16 protein-coding genes are annotated in these 17,711 nt (G+C 42.7%); 8 read left to right on the top strand and 8 right to left on the bottom strand.

What is annotated here, in order from left to right:
- Positions 1 to 102: 102 nt before the first annotated feature.
- Entirely contained in the window at positions 103 to 2,100 is a 1,998-nt protein-coding gene (locus K1X66_00925; GenBank protein MBX7156937.1) for a hypothetical protein, read from the bottom strand.
- A 133-nt stretch (positions 2,101 to 2,233) separates the two neighbouring features.
- A complete protein-coding gene (locus K1X66_00930; GenBank protein ID MBX7156938.1) occupies positions 2,234 to 4,213 on the bottom strand; it encodes an alpha-1,4-glucan--maltose-1-phosphate maltosyltransferase in 1,980 nt (659 codons plus the stop codon).
- 102 nt (positions 4,214 to 4,315) lie between these two features.
- On the opposite strand from K1X66_00930, the gene K1X66_00935 reads away from it, so the two are divergent.
- Positions 4,316 to 5,752, top strand: coding sequence for a hypothetical protein (locus K1X66_00935; protein ID MBX7156939.1), 1,437 nt, complete (start codon positions 4,316 to 4,318; stop codon positions 5,750 to 5,752).
- A gap of 8 nt (positions 5,753 to 5,760) precedes the next feature.
- Here K1X66_00935 and K1X66_00940 read toward each other — a convergent pair whose 3' ends face one another.
- Positions 5,761 to 6,885, bottom strand: a complete 1,125-nt coding sequence (locus K1X66_00940; protein ID MBX7156940.1) for a DUF748 domain-containing protein — start codon at positions 6,883 to 6,885, stop codon at positions 5,761 to 5,763.
- 131 nt (positions 6,886 to 7,016) lie between these two features.
- Between K1X66_00940 and K1X66_00945 the strand changes: the two genes are divergently transcribed.
- The 3 genes from K1X66_00945 (at position 7,017) to K1X66_00955 (ending at position 10,804) form a co-directional block, all read left to right on the top strand.
- The gene (locus K1X66_00945) at positions 7,017 to 8,351 is read left to right on the top strand and encodes a hypothetical protein (protein ID MBX7156941.1); all 1,335 of its coding nucleotides are present in this window, start codon (positions 7,017 to 7,019) and stop codon (positions 8,349 to 8,351) included.
- Between the two features lie 86 nt (positions 8,352 to 8,437).
- Positions 8,438 to 9,721, top strand: a complete 1,284-nt coding sequence (locus K1X66_00950; GenBank protein MBX7156942.1) for a hypothetical protein — start codon at positions 8,438 to 8,440, stop codon at positions 9,719 to 9,721.
- 21 nt (positions 9,722 to 9,742) lie between these two features.
- The gene (locus K1X66_00955; protein ID MBX7156943.1) at positions 9,743 to 10,804 is read left to right on the top strand and encodes a hypothetical protein; all 1,062 of its coding nucleotides are present in this window, start codon (positions 9,743 to 9,745) and stop codon (positions 10,802 to 10,804) included.
- Position 10,805: 1 nt separating this feature from the next.
- On the opposite strand, the gene K1X66_00960 is transcribed toward K1X66_00955, so the two are convergent.
- Together K1X66_00960 and K1X66_00965 are read right to left on the bottom strand one after the other, a co-directional pair.
- Positions 10,806 to 12,029, bottom strand: a complete 1,224-nt coding sequence (locus K1X66_00960; protein MBX7156944.1) for a glycoside hydrolase family 75 protein — start codon at positions 12,027 to 12,029, stop codon at positions 10,806 to 10,808.
- A 2-nt stretch (positions 12,030 to 12,031) separates the two neighbouring features.
- Positions 12,032 to 13,297, bottom strand: a complete 1,266-nt coding sequence (locus K1X66_00965; GenBank protein ID MBX7156945.1) for an FAD-dependent oxidoreductase — start codon at positions 13,295 to 13,297, stop codon at positions 12,032 to 12,034.
- Between the two features lie 153 nt (positions 13,298 to 13,450).
- On the opposite strand from K1X66_00965, the gene K1X66_00970 reads away from it, so the two are divergent.
- Entirely contained in the window at positions 13,451 to 13,996 is a 546-nt protein-coding gene (locus tag K1X66_00970; GenBank protein ID MBX7156946.1) for a hypothetical protein, read from the top strand.
- A gap of 102 nt (positions 13,997 to 14,098) precedes the next feature.
- On the top strand, positions 14,099 to 14,785 hold the full coding sequence (locus K1X66_00975; protein MBX7156947.1) for a 7-carboxy-7-deazaguanine synthase QueE: 687 nt from the start codon (positions 14,099 to 14,101) through the stop codon (positions 14,783 to 14,785).
- On the opposite strand, the gene K1X66_00980 is transcribed toward K1X66_00975, so the two are convergent.
- Positions 14,786 to 15,154 carry a DUF721 domain-containing protein gene (locus K1X66_00980; protein MBX7156948.1) on the bottom strand — a complete coding sequence of 123 codons (369 nt, stop codon included), beginning with the start codon at positions 15,152 to 15,154 and terminating at the stop codon, positions 14,786 to 14,788.
- A 74-nt stretch (positions 15,155 to 15,228) separates the two neighbouring features.
- Positions 15,229 to 15,462, bottom strand: coding sequence for a ferredoxin (locus K1X66_00985; GenBank protein MBX7156949.1), 234 nt, complete (start codon positions 15,460 to 15,462; stop codon positions 15,229 to 15,231).
- Between the two features lie 85 nt (positions 15,463 to 15,547).
- Here K1X66_00985 and mnmE point away from each other — a divergent pair, with 85 nt between their 5' ends.
- Complete coding sequence (gene mnmE, locus K1X66_00990) at positions 15,548 to 16,897, top strand: tRNA uridine-5-carboxymethylaminomethyl(34) synthesis GTPase MnmE (GenBank protein MBX7156950.1); 1,350 nt, start codon at positions 15,548 to 15,550, stop codon at positions 16,895 to 16,897.
- 2 nt (positions 16,898 to 16,899) lie between these two features.
- Entirely contained in the window at positions 16,900 to 17,157 is a 258-nt protein-coding gene (locus K1X66_00995) for a MoaD/ThiS family protein (GenBank protein ID MBX7156951.1), read from the top strand.
- A gap of 13 nt (positions 17,158 to 17,170) precedes the next feature.
- Here K1X66_00995 and K1X66_01000 read toward each other — a convergent pair whose 3' ends face one another.
- The gene (locus tag K1X66_01000) at positions 17,171 to 17,623 is read right to left on the bottom strand and encodes a hypothetical protein (protein ID MBX7156952.1); all 453 of its coding nucleotides are present in this window, start codon (positions 17,621 to 17,623) and stop codon (positions 17,171 to 17,173) included.
- Between the last annotated feature and the right edge of the window lie 88 nt (positions 17,624 to 17,711).

Consider the following 17,711-nt stretch of genomic DNA (forward strand, 5'->3'; position numbering starts at 1 on the left):
TAGAAGTTTGCTAATACTTCATTCAAATGCAATTTCTTTTTAAAAATCCATTCCACTCAAGCAATGAATGGTTTTTAAACTACCTGATTATCAGTGCAGCTTTTATTTAGGCCCCACGGGCTTGCCAACTTTATTCGCTTTTGTATCAATCGTAAGACTGCCGACAATAATCGACTTTTTACCTTTAGTAATAGGCGTAGCACCACTCATACCACGAATTTTACCGGAAGCCGAAACAGCAACAGCATTAGTCACAGTCACGCCATTCGTCGAAATGGCTACCTCAAATGCCGCAGGCACGCCTTTGCCTTTTTGCAAGACCAACACCCAATTACTTCCGGTCGTGGTAAACGCCCCCACAACCTTACCAGGAAGTTTATTGCCAGTGAGAGGAATAGGAATCTCGGTGGGATTTGCGAAAGTGGGACCGGTTAATACAAAAACTTTCTTCTTTTTTGAGGTAATCAGATCCACTGCGTTATCATGATTGAAATCGCCACTGGCTCTAACTTTACCCGCAGTTTTGGGTAGCGTTGTTCCAGCCACAACATCGCTAATTTTTACAATATTGGATGAAGCACCATAGGCACTCACTGTGATTTTCTTACCCGCTTTGAAAGCAACGAAGTTAGCATTCCCTACTCGATTAGCAGCCGCTACTTTTCCTTTGCCAGGAACATCCAGAGTTATTTGATTCGCAAGTTGATTACTAACAATATTGAGTAAAGTCAGCGTTTTTTTACGAAAAGCTAAAACATCAGTTGATCCATCATTTGCAAAATCACCTGAATTATAAGGACCCGAGGCCGGTGGAATCACCGCAAACTCTGTGTTGGTTAATGAGAAAAGTACTGTTGGTAGATTACTAACAACTGCAGTCGCAGAAAAAGCTCCTACAATTCCGTTAGCGGTAAAAATACCTGGATCAGCAACCCCACCCGCATCGGTTAAAGCATTAATATTAAGCAAGCCACCTGGAAAACTGCCGCTAGGACCACTATTAGGCGCAGAAAAAGCGACATCAATACCACTAAGATTTCTGCCGGCTTCGGTAACTCGGACAGCCAGATTATTAGCATAAGCCGTGTTGGTTTGTGCGCTTTGAGGAGTTGTTCCGGCTAAAGCAACTGCAGCATAATCCGTTTCAACAGCACCAATGTCCATTGCAGTTCCTGATAATCTTGGAAATTCGCGTTGATCCGTCGTAAATAGCGCAACATTAGTTCCCGCATCAATCGCAGGACTGCCTAAACCAGGCAGCAAAGTTGGTGTTGGACCTCCATTATCCGTAAGAGGACCAAGCAATGCATCAGCAACATTAATGAGATCATTTCCTACAAAACCAGCGGCACCATTAGTAATACCAATAAGGTTAAATCCCAAGCTATTGATGGCCGGGTGATTGATGTTGGGAGTAACCGAATCTGCTGTGTTATTGTCAATAACAATCGTATGACCAATATCCATGCCAGTTCCAGGCGAATTCAAAATAGCACCAGCGCCTCCGTTACCCGCTAAATTAGAAGAAAGCGTTGACGATTGCAGGCTCATAACAGCCCCACCACCAAATTGAAAAATACCACCGGCTCCATTGGGTCCTGCAGTATTTTTAGTCAAGGTCGAGTTTTCTATCGTTAGTCGTGCAGTGTCATTATCAATGGCTGCCCCTCCTGCAGCCGCACATGTATTACTCACAAAAGTACACCCCATCACCCCTAAAATCCCCCCAGCCAAATTCGCTATACCACCGCCAAAAAGAGTCGCGGTGTTGCCTTCAAAAATAACGTTGGAAACTGTTAGGATACCGCTTGCATTCTGAATAGCCCCTCCTGAACCCACTACTGAACCGTTAGCTAATTTAACATTAGAAATAACATTCGTGCCATTAAGATCAAAAATTCGACCATTCATATTTCCATTAATCGTTAAATTGGTAGCACCCAATCCGTTTATGGTAAGGTTGGTGATTAAAATCTGGCCAGAAGTTAAAGTAATGGTTTGACCATTAAGAGTGTTAGTAAAAACAATAATATCACCAGAAGCTGCCGCTGCGATAGTATCACGCAAACTGCCCACACCAGCATCAGCATTATTCAACACAGTTAATGTTGCTGATTGAATAGTGAAATGAAAGAATAACGATAAAACGAATAAAAAACTAATTTTTATCTTCATATGGACAAAATGGACAAATTCGGCCTTAAATACAACAAAAATTTAGTGCTGTCTCAAATTATCTCAAAATCTGAAAAATATGCGCGGACAAGGTTTCTGGGTTCAGTTGCACAAAATTACGAATCCCACGCCAATAATAAATTTTGTCTGTTAACCAATCCTTAACCTGAAAATGGGCATCATGAGATATGCCCCACGATTCCAAGGGCAACTCCACCCACCCACCTTGCGTATGATGAGGGTCTAAATTAACTATCGTCACCATCGTATTATTCGTTTTTTCAGCGCGCTTGCTATAAGCAATCAACTGCGGATTATCGATAAAATGGAACTGCAAACTCCGATTCGAATGAAAAGCTGAATTTTCTTTTCGAATCCAGTTTACTCGTGAAATAAGTGGCTTCAAACTGTCCGAGCGTTTCAAATTCCAATGGCGAATCTGATACTTTTCCGAATCCAAATATTCTTCACTGTGCGGCTCACGCGGCAAATTTTCGCCAAGTTCATAAGCCGGACCATAGATTCCATAATTAGCAGATAAGGTAGCTGCTAAAATAAAGCGTGATACAAACATCGGCCGACCGTGTCGCTGAAAAGGCTCCGTCAAAATGTCGGGCGTGTTGGGCCAAAAATTTGGACGAAAATAATTCACCACTTCCGTCCGGGTTAACTCCTCTAAATAAGTTGTTAACTCCTCACGCGTATTACGCCAGCTAAAATAAGTATAGGATTGGGTGAAACCGATTTTTGCCAAGCGATACATAATTTTCGGTCGCGTGAAAGCCTCCGAGAGAAAAATAATTTCTGGATGCGCTTTCCTCACTTCAGCAAGGAGCCACTCCCAAAAACGAAATGGTTTGGTATGAGGATTATCCACTCGAAAAACCGTTACACCTTGTTTAATCCAATAAAAAACCACCCGTCGCAACTCTTGCCATAACGATTCCCACGCTTCCGTTTCGAAGTTAAAAGGATAAATATCCTGATATTTCTTTGGCGGATTTTCCGCATATTGAATCGTACCATCCGGCCGTTTCTTGAACCATTCAGGATGTTCCTTCACATAAGGATGATCCGGCGAACATTGAAACGCCAGATCCAAAGCCACTTCTATACCCCGCTGTTTGGCCGACCGCAAAAACCGTTTAAAATCCATCAATGTTCCAAGCTGCGGATGGATCGCATCATGTCCTCCTTCATTACTTCCGATCGCCCACGGACATCCCACATCATCCGGCTCTGCTTGAAGTGAATTATTTTTCCCTTTACGAAATTTATTTCCAATCGGATGAATGGGAGGCAAATAAACTATATCAAACCCCATCTCCGCAACATAAGCCAAGTGAGCTTCACAATCCTTAAACGTGCCATGTTTTCCAGGTGCTTGACTACAAGAGCGAGGAAAAAATTCATACCAAGCGCTAAAATTGGCGCGTTCTCGTTCCACACGCACTTCCAACTGTTTTTCGTAACTTGTGACAAACTGTTTTTCACCCAACTTATCCATTGCTTCGGCTAATTTTTTAGAAAATGCCAACTCTAACTTTTCCTCAGGCTCCACATCATGATCTGCTAACAAAACTGCCCATCGTTTCAAATCCCCACCCTTTTTCGCTCCCGCATGTTGTGCTGCTTGCCCCACTAAATCGGCACCTATGCGCAAATCAATTTTCGCAACTTGATTGGCTGCCACGCGCTTCTGCAAATCACGTCGCCATGTTAAAAAAGCATCCACCCATCCTTGAATCGTATAAAAATATTGACCCGGTCCTCCCACAAAAAATTCCCCTTGCCACCGATCATTACCTAAAGGCTTTAAAGGCGCAAAACTCCATTGTTTAGCACCTGCTTTTTTATAAAGCAACCGTCCCCGAATTTCGTCATGCCCTTCGTGCAATAAATCGACCTCTACCACCACCTTTTCTTCCGGCGCACGTTTGATGGGATAAAGCCCATCGTCAATCTCTGGTTTCACCCGTTCAATTACTACCCGATTTCTTCCTAAAACCGCGCTGAAATGCGCCTCTTTTTTCTTCATAGATTACTTGAAACACAAACCTAACAAAAAAAATCCCTTTAGGCGACTCTTATTGAGCCACTCATTTGACTTTTTTATTTTACTCAGTATTTTTTTAAGATTATGGCTATAAGTAAAGTGGCACAAAAAGAAGTTTCAGGGCGTTTAGACACACTTCTTGTACAAAAACCCAAACTACAAATTGTTCGTGGCGATCTTGTAACCCCCACCGATTCTTTAGTTATCGCTAATTTAATGGAAGACGGTTTAACCAAAGCTCGAACCATAGGAAAAAGAATCGACGACAAAAATTACCTCTACGACATACCTGAAGCAACGAAAAGAGCAACTGCCTTAGCAAAAAGAACACACGTATCCATAGGAGATGCTGCTGCCAAGGTTTACGAAGACCCGCCCTTACTAGGAGAAATCCCTAAGGATTATCCTGAAAACTATCACATTAACGACAGGGGCATTATCGGCACGCGTGAAACACTCATCCCCGGAAATTCCAAAGATAAATTTCATATTTCCTACGATAATCCAGCTCTGGCGGGCAAAGGTAAAATTGAAGTTAATCTTGAAATTAATAATCCTAATAATCCTAAAAGTCGTTATAAAGAATCTGTTAAAATCACTTTATATGAACATCCCGAATTTCGAGGACTTTTTCAATCCGCGCCTCTTTTATTAGTTGCTAGTCCTGAATTTGATAAACATAATACCGGAGGCAAGGACAACTCTCCCCAAGACCAAACTTTTCTTGCAGAATTGGGAAGTGAAATTTCTGTTTCCTACGAAGATAAAGTTTCAGGAGAATTCTCACGATTCTCGGCTTCCGTTCCTGTTAATAAAACACTCGAAGTTCCCATCTATATTTTAAAAAACGAAGATGGCAACCCTATGGCGACCCAAGAACAGGTCAATCGCCAAATTGAACTCTTGCAAGAATCACTCGCTCCCGCCGGAATCAAAGTGATTGCACAGAAACCTGTTTACATTGATTTGCCTCAAGGCGTTTCGTTAAAAGATGGCGTGCAAACAGCAAGTCCAGGCAGTAAAATTGCTGAGGATTTATTAATAACTAAAGCCATTGCGGATAACTATCCCGATAATCCTGGGGTTAGACTTATATTTGCAGGTAACAATATAGAAGGTATCAATAATAAGGGTGAAGTTAAAAAAGCTAATGGCCACAGCATTACAGAAAGAATGCTTCCCCCTAATCTAAAGTATGCCGCTAATAGCGTTTTTCTAAAATCGGAAGCGGAACCTCCTGAAACCGCGGGTCATGAAGTTCTTCATTGTCTTATCTTCAGCGCACCTGAAATTAAAGAAAGCGGTTATTACGATAGAGCCGGTCATTACTTGACCAATCCTTCCAACATCATGTATCAACAAAACAAGAGTGCTGAAACTGAGACATTATTTGGCAGACGTCACATGAGTGACGCTCAAATTGAAACTGTTCTTCAATCCACTCGTTTGCAAAATCCCCCTATAATACCAAGCCAGGTTATTGAACACCAAAATGGTACCGCTTTTGTTCCAGGACCTTAAAACAAAATCTATCTTTCTTTTCTTCGAAATAAATCAGATGGCAAATCTTTAGATTTTTCCCAATCTTTTATAGAAACAGATTCATCAATTTTTAACGCCAAGGCTCGAATAAACGCATTGCGCAAAATATTTCCAATCAGCTCAAAAAAATTAACATTGGGATCTTTGATCCTACCCTCAAACGGAATGCGAGTCGCAAGCTGTTCCTTAGGCTGATTTTGAAAAAGAGCAGTTGTTAATCCAACAATCGATTCCCAAATCGCTTGCAACGGATTTTCAAAATTTTCTTCAGGCCTAAAAATAGTAAAATTTCGAAAAAAAGGTTTGATATAACCCTTAATTTCTCCCTTCTCAGCCACCGCTTCAGTAAAAAGATCAAATTGACCCGACTCCGCATCCACATTTCCATAAGCCAATAAAAAATTATTCAATTCCGTAACAGGAACTTGGCGCACTTCAGCGTCGAGATCAAAAGTCGGCTGCTTTTCTAACAAATTCAACGCTAAATCCATCTTAAAAAATCCTTCCTTCAAAACTCGTCCCGTGGCATGCACCGTTGCCTGCAGCTTTCGATTCAACTCCTCACTATTAGTTAGATTTTTTCCTAATACATTTACCGACTCCATGCGCAAGTCCACTGGCGGCTTAGAATCGGGATTACGAAATGTGATGGTGCCATTACGAATTTCGAACCGATTGATTTGCAAAGGAAAAAGCTCTCTGAGCCGATCCTGCCAAGAACCATTAATTTCTAATTGTCTTTCTCCCGGTGTCGGACCATCCACAAAATTGAGTTCCGGTTGGTCAAAGACCAGCTCACCTACCAAAGCCCCATCAAACAAAGCCTTCCATTGCACCGAGAGATCCAAAGTGGGACAACTAAAAAAAGGCACAAAAACTTCACCCGACTTTTTATTCAATCTCAAATCATGAATCTGATAAGCGCCACGCCACAAATGGATATCCACCTCTTTAATATTCCCCTGATAATTAGGAATCCGTTGCAACACATGATTGACATACGAGGTCACTGCCATGGGCATAAAAGCGCGTGCTAAAATGAGCGCTACAATAAGACTCACCCAAAAAATGAGTGACTTCCTTTTGAAACGATAATGCGCAAAAAAATTCATCTGAATGATCTATAATTATTTCTAAGCCAAAGTTGTATTACGTCAACTTAAGCTCATCTAATTAGTTTCCCCTTGTTCGCAAATAATTTTCTATACGAACGACAAAATATTTATTATTACAATTACATATTATGGGCAAAATCCAAAAAAACGATCCCTCTCAAAAAAAACTTCAAATACTAGACACTCAAGGCAGAACCACACACACTTTAGCCATTGATAATTTATATTCTATCGTCACCTTACCTGAACAAATTGGAAAACGGTTCCATGAAAAAAATTATCTATTAAAACCCCGCGACCAAATCGAAACCAAAATTGCGCAACTTCGCACCCGCGGCATGAGCGATCAGGCCATTGCCAAAGAAATCACTCAAAATTCCGATTTCTATCAAGAAATGCCAGCAAACTATGCCCAACCTTATACCTATCGAGGTGATAGAATCTTTTCCGAAGGTAAACTATCTCCTGCCCAATCCCAAAATAAATTCCATGTTCAATACCAGGACATTACCTTAGCCGGTCAAGGAACCATTCACGTTACACTCAAAACGGGCAAAGAATCTGCCACCATAGCATTATTTGAAATCACACCCGGCGTCTTCCAATCCAAAGATCTACTTCTAGTTTCCTGCAAAGAATTTGATCAATATCCCGTCAACGGCCCAGACAACTCCGAAACTGACCAAACATTCCACGCCGCTTTAAACGAAAAAGTAAAAATCTCCTACACTGATCCTTCTGGCGAAACTCACACCACCTCAGCTTCGATCCCAGTAGAACAAGTCGTGGAATTAAAACTCACCGTTCTGAAAGATGAAAATGGCCAACCCCTAGCAACCCCAGAACAAATCGCACAACAAATCGCTCGCATGCAAGAATCCTACGCCTCCGCTGGCATGCAAATTAAAATCCTGGAACCGATCCAATACATGGACTTTCCCCCTGGTCTCTCCGCCAAGGATGGACTCAACGAAGAAAAAGCTAGAAAAATAGAAGAATACCTACGCGAAAAAGGTCATACCACCTCCGATCATATCAACCTCATTTTTTCCGGTGACAATTTTGTGGAAGACTTCTCCAAAAAAGATGCTGTCACCTTTTTTCATCCCGAACCAGGCTCCTCTTCCCTTCCAACCACCTATAACATCCTAGTAAAATCCACTCCCCTCATAGCAAGTTCAGGCGCTCATGAATTAGGCCATGCCCTAGCCCTCAGCGCAGCCAATGGCGACGCGACCAAGCTCCAAGCTGCAGGCTATAGCATAAAAGACGACTATTCTCATCACCCCAACCGTGCCAACCTCATGTTTGCCCGACAAGAACTAGGCGAAAAAAATATTTTTGGCTCCGAACACTTAACCGAAACTCAAATCCATCTCATAAAACAATCTCCTTACGCCAAAAACCCCATCTCCCCCAAGCCTTTTGAAGGCTTGCGCTCTATCCCGGCCATTCATTTCTAGATTGTATTAGTCATTACCCTCTTGCAACGCCAGTTTTCTGTGGTTTAGTATTAATTTACCATTAACCTAAGAAAAAGGATTTTATTATGGCAGGGAAAAACAGAATTTTTTGGGAAGCATTTGAAGCAGCGAGAGATTTGGTAAGACGTTACGAATCTCCTACAGGAATACGAGCAGCCAATATTGTACATACCTCGGGTGAAGTCGTTGACGCCGTAAACCATGTTTCAAAACTTGCCAAACGAGCCCGTTTTCGCGCTTTTGAAGCTAGACAAGCCGCCACCGCCGATCCTTCCAACACTTTTCTGGCTAGAGTCGCCGAACAAGCGGAAGATGAAGCAGAAACTTTTCAAAGAGCAAGCAAGACTTTAAATGACCGCGCAACGAGCACTGGAATTCAACCACCCAATCCATATCACGATGTAATCACAGAACTAACACAAGCAACAAAAGCTTACAATCAAGCCCTAGAAAGCGTTGAAGACCTCATCGCCAGAAATACTATAGATGGCAAAATTAAACCTGAAGCCATCGAAGATGTCAAAAAAGCGCTTATAGAACTCGAAGAAGCCGCAGTCGATTATCGTTTTAACGCCCAGGAAGTCCAGGAAGCCGCAAAACAATTGCATGATGCTGTTTTACAAGCTCAGGCAACCAAAGCCCCAACTCCATTGGTTGAAGGTCTTCGTACGGCACAAAGAAGAATGGCTGAAGCGGCAGGTGAAGCATCTCTTAATGCCCACAACGCTACCGTAGGTATAAGAAATATTAAAGCACGAGCGGAAGCTCTGGGCGTTACAGGCGCCACGGCTATTGTTTTGATCCCCAACCCAGCTAAAGCTCGAGAACTGCAACAACAAGTCGAAGCCATTCCTCAACCTCCTTATCCTTACGTTGCCAAAGCCGCCAGCTCAGTTATGGATATTGCCGACTCCGTTGATCGAGGTGTTGCGAAGATAGTTGATATTCAAGGAACCGTGCTAACAGTTGGTCTAGTGAAAAACGCTGGTCAACAAGGCTTAGCTAATCAAGAAGGGGCCATTAAAAAAGCCATGAAAATTGCCATGCCCGCGTTAACTTCTCAAGCGGCCGCCCCCGTCGTGGTACCTCTGGTCAGACTAGGCGCAGCAGCGGTTCGTGAAACCGATGCTTCTATCGATGGCGTAGTTGATACATTTGGACTACGTGATCCGATAGGTAAAATACAAAAGGCCACAGGCATTTCCAATGGGAATAATCAGAATCAACCTCCCGAAGAATCCGTAACAAAAAGCGCTATAAAAAGAACCCAAGACGTTTGGGACCAAGCGTTTGATAAAAAACCTGCCGATCCCAACTGGAAACAAACGCCTACTGTTTTTCATCAATAACCTTTAAATTTTACCATTCTCATGGGATTAGGAAATGCAATAAAACGTCTTAAAGAAATAGTGGACGCGAATAAAGCTGCGACTAAAGCCATGGCCACTTCCGGTCGTGTCGTTACCGCTGCAGATCGTATTCGAGCCAATGCATATGTTTTTACCAAGCTTTTTCTAGGGCCCGCTCGCACTGCAATCAGTCGTCTGACTAAAAATCCTTTTGCTGAAGTTATTCCATCGGTTGATAACTTGCGAGATGCCACGCGAGCTTTCGGTCAAGTTGACCCCAAAAATCTTACAACCCTCGATAACTTACAAGGGGCAGCTCAGAAAGCTTTCGATTCTACTTCTGCCTTTATGCGAAGCAGAGCCTTTACAGAAATTGAAATTGCCGCCAGGGACGCTAATGAGATACTTCGCAACGCCCGAGATATTTTTGGCAAGCACATGAATGCAACAGACTTTAACAAAGCGCTCGAATTTTCACGGCAAGCAAATGATGCCATCGATCGTGTTACAGGCAAAATGAATGTTGCTTATCGAGCTACGAGAAATCTTGTCTACGCAATCGATGATTATCGAGATGCTTTAAAAAGTGGAAATAATATAAGAGAAGCGGCACAAGAATTAACTATTGCCGCCCAAAACGTTGCCGAAACGCAAGGAGAGTTAAATCGTATTATGACTCAGGCTAATGAAGCCATTCACCAACTCAACACTGTAACCGAAGAAATGTTTACGGCTCAAAATACTATCCTCCTTAGCGCCAGCGTGCCTCTTGCCTCTCCCTCTGAACTTCCTCCACATCCACTTAATGAAAGCTTGAAAACCGTAGGAAATGGCGCTCTCAATCTGGCTTCTACGGTTGACGATATCCGTCTTGGAGTGCTTGATGGTATCGCTTATCCCTTAACCGGGTTTCAACATCGACATGCAGTCTCTGCAAGTGAAGATGCTGTGCTTGAAGCAGGGCTAAAGGGTGGCGATAAATTAAATCAAGTTTTCGAAAAAATTGAAAAAGACGCTTCCACGGGTTTAAAAAATGTAGAAAATACTTTAGCAAATCCTAACGCATGGGGATTAGGAATTTAGATCATTGTTCCAAATGACCCGTAAAAGCTCCCATTTCATTTAATAAAATAGCGCATTTTTCACGCCATTTATGTAAATCAGGCACTGAAAATGTTTTCTCTGCAGAACCTGGAAATACGAAATAACTCACTTTGAGATCGCTAACAGGTCGCTGATAAGAGGTTGCTTGCGGGTTAATCATTTTAGCTAACCGTAGTGAGGCTTCCCCGATTTTGTAAGAAGGCCCAATATCGCCCACAATCGCTGGATAAAAGCGATTCTCAAACACAACCACTGCATAATCCCCAATCTTAGGTCGATAAGCCTGCTCGGGATAACGAAACATAAAACCCGGCAAAACAATAAACGGATCGAGCGAAGCGACTAAATAAGAGTAACGATTGAGATCATAAATTTCGCGTCGGAGTTGATCGATCGCCCCTAACAACTCCTGACGACGTTGTGGCAGAGTGTTGGTTGTGCTCAATTCCGTTTGGTAGCGTTTTAATTTTTCCTGTTTAGGTGCAATAAATGGACTGATATTAGTACTCTGTTTTAGCCAACGATAACTGGTAAAAGGTTGATAATTGGCCGTGTTTGTTGGTAAAGAAATTAATCGATCTGGATCGGAACCATCCGAAACCACGTCCATCTCTGCTTGAATAAAAAGCAGTTTACGTTGCGTTTCGGGATTTTGAATTTCCAAAATCGTGTCACAATCGTAAAAATTGTGTCGCGAAAGCAGCTGGTCCAACCGAATCAAACGCGCATTCAACCAATCGGTTTTTCTTTCGTAGAGTCCATGGAAAAAAGGCGACACAGTGGCATTGGAAACTAAAGCAGCCAGAGCAGACCATTGCGATGCTAGTTGCGAATTCATGGCTGTTAAATCTCGCGAAGCCGTTGGCACTTTTACGTTGAGTTGCAACTCCAGTTCATAGCTCTTGTCTCGCTCTCTTTCTTGCGAAGCGTTCGTGCCCAACTGCACTTCCAACTGCGAATGTAGCGTCAAACCATTAAACCATTTCGCCGTTTCAATCTGTTTACGCGGCACAAAACGAGTGGGCAAAGGACGTGTCGGAGGCAGTGGCGTTCGCGGAGGCAAAATCGGCGAAACTTCTGAAGTAAACCCCAAAACCCTTTTCGTTTTCCGCCAACCGCGCTGCGCGTAGGGCGCAAAAAAAGGTGAAAATAAAACTAAGCCCACCCAACTTAAAATGACAAGAAAAACGAGCGACCGTTTCATGACTATTTTAAAATAGCCAGTGCTGCTGCCTCACCCGTTTCCAAAGCGCCGTGAGCCGTTCCAGCCGCTCCACCCGTATGAGTAGCTTCACCAGTAAAATAAATTTTTTGATCCAAAGGTTCTGCTAATTTTTCGCGTAACCCATTAGTGTGAGGTGTTGGAAAACTATAAAGCCCGCGAAAATAAGGTTCCTTCCCCCAATTCGCAATATACACGTCTTTCAAGGATCGACTGGCCACTTTATTACCGGCATCACCAAAAATATTGTCTAAACCCTCCAAAGCTCGCGCCACGCCATAATCCGACAAAGTGTTGCATAATGCAGCGCGATCCCCTCCTAGAAAAGCTGTCAGCACATAATCTTTCGACTCTTTTCCTTTGCTCGTCACCCAAAACTGCGGGAAAAGTCCTTCCGTATGCAAAAAATAAAGTCTCTCCGGCCAAAACGCTTTGGAAAATTTAAAAATAATTTTCATACCCGGACTCATTCCAATCCGATGAATCGCATCTTTTTTTTCTCGGGGCAACTCCGGCAAAAATTCTATCGTCTCTTCCTTTAAAACCGTCAAAGGCACAGTCACAATCACCGCATCCGCTTCGAAAGTCTCCTGCGTTTTAGTCAAAACTCGAATCCGTTCACCCCGATAATCAATGCTCTGCACTGGCGTGTTATAATGAATAAAAGGTTCTACAGGCGCGAACTTGCGCTTCATTATGCTCAAATACTCCTGATTCAACGTAAAATTCGTCTCTCGATTTAACCATTCCAATCCCCATTGCAAAATGCCTGCTAAAGAAAGATGATTGAGCGTCGTCCCAAACTCTACACCCAACCGCGAATCCAAAAAATGGCGCACCTCTTCCGGAAAATGTTTCTGCACCAAATAATCTTCCACCGTGATATCGGACCCTTGATAAGGATAAAGCTCATAAAGCAGTCTCAACGCTTGCTTGGCTAAACTATCTTTCAATGCTTCATCATACCATAAAAACCGATCACCCAAATGCAACAAATCGTTCGCCATGGCAGGCCGAATCAAAGGAATCTTTTCCTCCTGCGCCCATTGATAAACCAGAGAATCTTCGCCATGAATTTCTTCAGCGCCTAATTCAATGGGAAAATCCGCAAACCTCTCCAAAGCACGAATTCGTCCGCCTTTCAATGAAGTCGCTTCTAAAATTCGCAGCGATACCCCTGCTTGATGCAAAACTCGCGCAGCATTCAAACCGGCAGCTCCAGCGCCAATGATGATAACATTTCGACTCAAGCGATTGATAGATTAGTTGAAATTTAACCTACTTGGATGTATCAAATTACTAAGTAAAATAAAAGTTAAAAAAGAAAAATAATAGTTGACACTTTTCTAAATTTGCATAAATAGGGGGGAATAAATTAAAGAAATTGAAGGAGATCTAACTAAATGAAAAAAACATTGCTAGTTTTATTCGCGGGCCTCGTTTGTTCGAGCGCTTCGTTTGCTGGTGACTCTAAAGACATGGATAAATCCATTATTTATGAGGACGTGAAACCCCGTCACAAAAAAGTGAGTTATAAATTTAATGCTAACGAATGGAATGCTGATGTATTTGCAACAGCCGTTTTCCAAGATGATAGCGGCACTTACCCAGACGGTGCAGGTGGTGGTTTAGGCTTAAGCTACTTCTTCACCCGATTCTTTGGTGCAGGCATTGACGCCTACGGTTGGGCTGGCAACGAAGGCGCTGCTGCTGCTTCCGGTAGCTTAATCGCTCGTTTACCAATCGAAAGCTGGTCTTTAGCACCTTATGTTTTCGGTGGTATCACTGGCGGCATTGCTCCTGAAACGAGTGCAGGCGGCCACGGTGGTGCAGGTTTAGAATATCGCATCACTGACAAATGGGGTCTTTTCGGAGATTCTCGATTTGTTTCGACCGACACTTTAAACGATTTCGTAGTAAGTCGTTTAGGTCTTCGTTTGGTATTCTAATATCAAAGTTTTTTAATAAAAAGTTAGGAGCTGAAAAGTTCCTAACTTTTTTTTATTTTTTGGAAGGCGAACATCCTCGTAAACTACTTAAAAGTCTTACCAATGACAAAAACCTTAACTGTTAACGAAATTTACTCCAGCATTCAGGGTGAAAGTACTTGGGCAGGATTGCCTTGTATCTTTATTCGACTCACTTTTTGCGATCTCCGTTGTAACTATTGCGATACCGAGTATGCCTTTCATGAAGGCAAAAAAATGACCTTCAAAGAAATTTCACAACAAGTAAAAAAATATTCCATCCCTTTAGTCGAAGTCACAGGTGGCGAACCACTCTTACAACCTCAAACACCTCAACTTCTCACGTCTCTTTGTGATACAGGCTATAACGTCCTTTTGGAAACCAGCGGCACCCACGATATTTCTAAACTCGATCCTCGCGTCCACCGCATCATGGACTTGAAATGTCCCAGTAGCGGCGAATCACAAAAAAACCTCTTTAGCAATTTGCGATATTTAAATCAAAACGACGAAATCAAATTTGTCATCGGATCACGAGAAGATTACGAATGGGCGCGCGAAATCGTTCAAAGCAAAGAACTAGCAACTCACGTTAAAGCTATTCTTTTTTCTGCTGTCTTTCCCATCGCTTCTCAACTTGGCCATATCCAAGGTCATCGGGGAATTGAAGCAAAAACTCTAGTCGAATGGATACTCGCCGATCATCTTCCTGTGCGTTTTCAACTTCAAATGCACAAATTCATTTGGCCACCTCAGCAACGCAGTGTATAATCACACACTAAAACGAATTTCTCTGATAGTTTCTACACCGCACTCTTTCTGAACCTTTTTTAACAACTCACCCTTAATCATCGTCAACTGATGCAAATAAGGAGAATTACTGACTCGCACCGTTAACACCTTTCTCTTGAGCGATTCGGGAAAAGAATTTTGCGAATTAAATTCTCCAACAACGCGCGGCCAAATTTTACGAATCCTATCCTGCTGCAGCCGCTCTTCCAAATGCAAACGTGTTAATAATTTTTGCATAGAGTCCGCTGCTGTTGCGACATCACCCGGAGCCCATTCCAAATCTTCACCCACCCCTTTTAAAGGTCGCTTCTCTAATAGAACTGTTTTGAAACGATAACGCGATTTCATTTTAAATCGTAGGACAAGCGTCTCGCTTGTCAAATATGCTCACACCGATAACCGAGATGGTTACCCTACAATAACTAAGACCCGTTATTACCAATGGCTTCTACCGGACAACCTTCCATAGCCTCCTGACATTGTTTCTCTTCGTCAGGCGTTTCCGGTTGCTTATAAACGTAAGAATAACCCCCATCATCCTGGCGGGTAAAATTATTGGGTGCCGTTTCGCGACAAAGATCGCAATCGATACATTGATTATCGACATAAAATTTGCCTGCAACATTTTCAGGATATTTGTTTGCTAAATCCGCCATAGTTTATTTATTAATTATAGTTAAATCTTTTATTCGATCACACTATAAACAACTTAAAAGTGAGTGCAACTTTTTTTACTTTGGCATGATAAATTTAACTCAATCCCATAACACGATAGTAGCCTTAGCCACACCGCCCGGTCGCAGCGCCATTGCTGTGATTCGAGTGAGCGGCCCGCAAGCGCTTGCTTTCCTTACTTCCCTAACCTCGGTTAAAACCTTGACCTCACGACGAGCAACTTTGCTTCAACTGGCAACTCACGAAAAAAAACTCGACGAAGTTTTGGCAACCTATTTTCCACAGCCCCACTCTTATACAGGTGAAGATGTCATAGAAATTTCGTGTCATGGCAACCCTCTAATCGTTAACCACATTATCCAAGCTCTTTTACAACAAGGCGCTCGCTTAGCGCGCCCGGGCGAATTTACCCAACGCGCTTTTTGCAATGGCCGGATGGATTTAACCCAAGCCGAAAGCGTCATGGAACTTATCTCCGCTCACAGTGATGCTGCCATCCAATCCGCACTTGCTACCCGTGAAGGAAAACTTCGACAACAAATTGAAACTCTACGCAACGACCTTATCCACGCTCTGGCTCATCTCGAAGCTTACATCGATTTTCCCGATGAAGATATTTCTCCCAAAACCCATCAACAACTTCATCAACAACTTTCTCATCAAATTCAAACCATTAAAACACTCCTTGCCACCGCTCAATCAGGCAGATTAATTCGCGAAGGGATTCGCACCGCTCTGGTTGGTCTGCCTAACGCCGGCAAATCCAGCCTCTTGAATACGCTTGTGGAAAAAGAAAGAGCCATCGTCACAGAAATTCCTGGAACCACTCGCGACACCATCGAAGAATGGATTCAAATCCATGGCATTCCCTTTCATCTCATCGACACCGCGGGAATTCGTGAAGCCACAGAAAGAATCGAACAAGAAGGCATCCGCCGCAGTCGACAAGCATTGGAAAGCGCTGAAATCATTTTACACATCATCGACCTTTCCGAACCCTGGTCGAAAGAAAATGAAGAACTCTCTAGTGCCTATGATGCCAAGCGAGTTATCCTCATTGGCAATAAAAGCGACCTACCAGAACATCCTACCGTTTTGACCCAAAAACTATCTCTTCTCAAAATTTCGGCCAAAACTGGAGAGGGCCTTACCATATTAAAAGAAAAACTTTTCCAAAAATCCGAAGTCACACTTTCAGAAAACGAAGTCACGATTAATCTGCGCCATCACGATTGCCTGATGCGAGCGCTGCCCCCTTTACAACGCGCAGTCGAAGGACTCCACAAACAACTCGCTCCCGAATTGATTTCCATTGAACTTCGCGATGCTCTTGCTGCTTTGACGGAAATTATCGGAGTCACCTCCAACGAAGAAATTCTCGATCAACTCTTCCAGACCTTTTGTTTAGGAAAATAACCATGCAAACAACGGAAAAAATTACTCTAACCTTCCATCTGCACGGTCCACTTCGCAAAATTGGCGATAAAATCCCACTACAATTCCCTCAAGGAATTTCCACCGCGGAAGCGCTAGCTAATTTTTTCACCCATTACCCCAAATTTGCCGATTGGCAAAACGTCACCCGTTGCGCGATGGATATGGAATATTTATCAACTAATCACCAATTTGAAACTAACGTTGAAATCCATCTCATTCCACCAGTGAGTGGGGGGTAATTTTTAAACAGCTTTAATAAGGCTGAGGGCCGACATCTTCTGGTCCCTCATAAACTGGTGTCGTAGACTCTATAAACTTAAATTCCTTATTTAGCGCCTCCAGCTTTTGTTCATATCGCTGATTAATTTCGTCCGGAGTAAGCGATTTACCGGTTTCATCCTTGCCCTGGATTTGCTCTAATCTCCATTGCACTTGTAAATACGTCACGCTATCAGAAAATGTGAGTCTCTTAGCCGCAGTAAATTCGCGATAATCGTCCCACACCTTAAGTTCCTGCAAAGCCTCTTCCTGGCTCATATTTTTGATTCGGTCTGGCACTTGATCAGCAAAAGTATTACGTAATGAAGCTATAAATGAACCATATGTATGTGGCTCCACCCGTTGGCCTGCATTTCTTAAAATATCATCTATAATATTAAAAATGGGTTCTTTAACCCGGAGATCTTGTCGTCGCGATAATTCCATAAGGTTTGTTAATAAACTTTAGGAAATTATATTTGTCAAATTTATATTTTACAAATTAACCTTTGCGACTCGTTCGCCATGCTTTAGG

Source organism: Verrucomicrobiia bacterium, assembly GCA_019694135.1.
Taxonomy (GTDB): Bacteria; Verrucomicrobiota; Verrucomicrobiia; order JADLBR01; family JAIBCM01; genus JAIBCM01.

What these genes read in the sequence shown, in the direction of transcription:
- K1X66_01000 (MBX7156952.1), bottom strand. Translation starts at nt 17,623, where the DNA reads ATGGAATTATCGCGACGACAAGATCTCCGGGTTAAAGAACCCATTTTT.
- K1X66_00950 (MBX7156942.1), top strand. Translation starts at nt 8,438, where the DNA reads ATGGCAGGGAAAAACAGAATTTTTTGGGAAGCATTTGAAGCAGCGAGA.
- mnmE (MBX7156950.1), top strand. Translation starts at nt 15,548, where the DNA reads ATGATAAATTTAACTCAATCCCATAACACGATAGTAGCCTTAGCCACA.
- K1X66_00955 (MBX7156943.1), top strand. Translation starts at nt 9,743, where the DNA reads ATGGGATTAGGAAATGCAATAAAACGTCTTAAAGAAATAGTGGACGCG.
- K1X66_00995 (MBX7156951.1), top strand. Translation starts at nt 16,900, where the DNA reads ATGCAAACAACGGAAAAAATTACTCTAACCTTCCATCTGCACGGTCCA.
- K1X66_00975 (MBX7156947.1), top strand. Translation starts at nt 14,099, where the DNA reads ATGACAAAAACCTTAACTGTTAACGAAATTTACTCCAGCATTCAGGGT.
- K1X66_00970 (MBX7156946.1), top strand. Translation starts at nt 13,451, where the DNA reads ATGAAAAAAACATTGCTAGTTTTATTCGCGGGCCTCGTTTGTTCGAGC.
- K1X66_00930 (MBX7156938.1), bottom strand. Translation starts at nt 4,213, where the DNA reads ATGAAGAAAAAAGAGGCGCATTTCAGCGCGGTTTTAGGAAGAAATCGG.
- K1X66_00980 (MBX7156948.1), bottom strand. Translation starts at nt 15,154, where the DNA reads ATGAAATCGCGTTATCGTTTCAAAACAGTTCTATTAGAGAAGCGACCT.
- K1X66_00985 (MBX7156949.1), bottom strand. Translation starts at nt 15,462, where the DNA reads ATGGCGGATTTAGCAAACAAATATCCTGAAAATGTTGCAGGCAAATTT.
- K1X66_00945 (MBX7156941.1), top strand. Translation starts at nt 7,017, where the DNA reads ATGGGCAAAATCCAAAAAAACGATCCCTCTCAAAAAAAACTTCAAATA.
- K1X66_00960 (MBX7156944.1), bottom strand. Translation starts at nt 12,029, where the DNA reads ATGAAACGGTCGCTCGTTTTTCTTGTCATTTTAAGTTGGGTGGGCTTA.
- K1X66_00935 (MBX7156939.1), top strand. Translation starts at nt 4,316, where the DNA reads ATGGCTATAAGTAAAGTGGCACAAAAAGAAGTTTCAGGGCGTTTAGAC.
- K1X66_00940 (MBX7156940.1), bottom strand. Translation starts at nt 6,885, where the DNA reads ATGAATTTTTTTGCGCATTATCGTTTCAAAAGGAAGTCACTCATTTTT.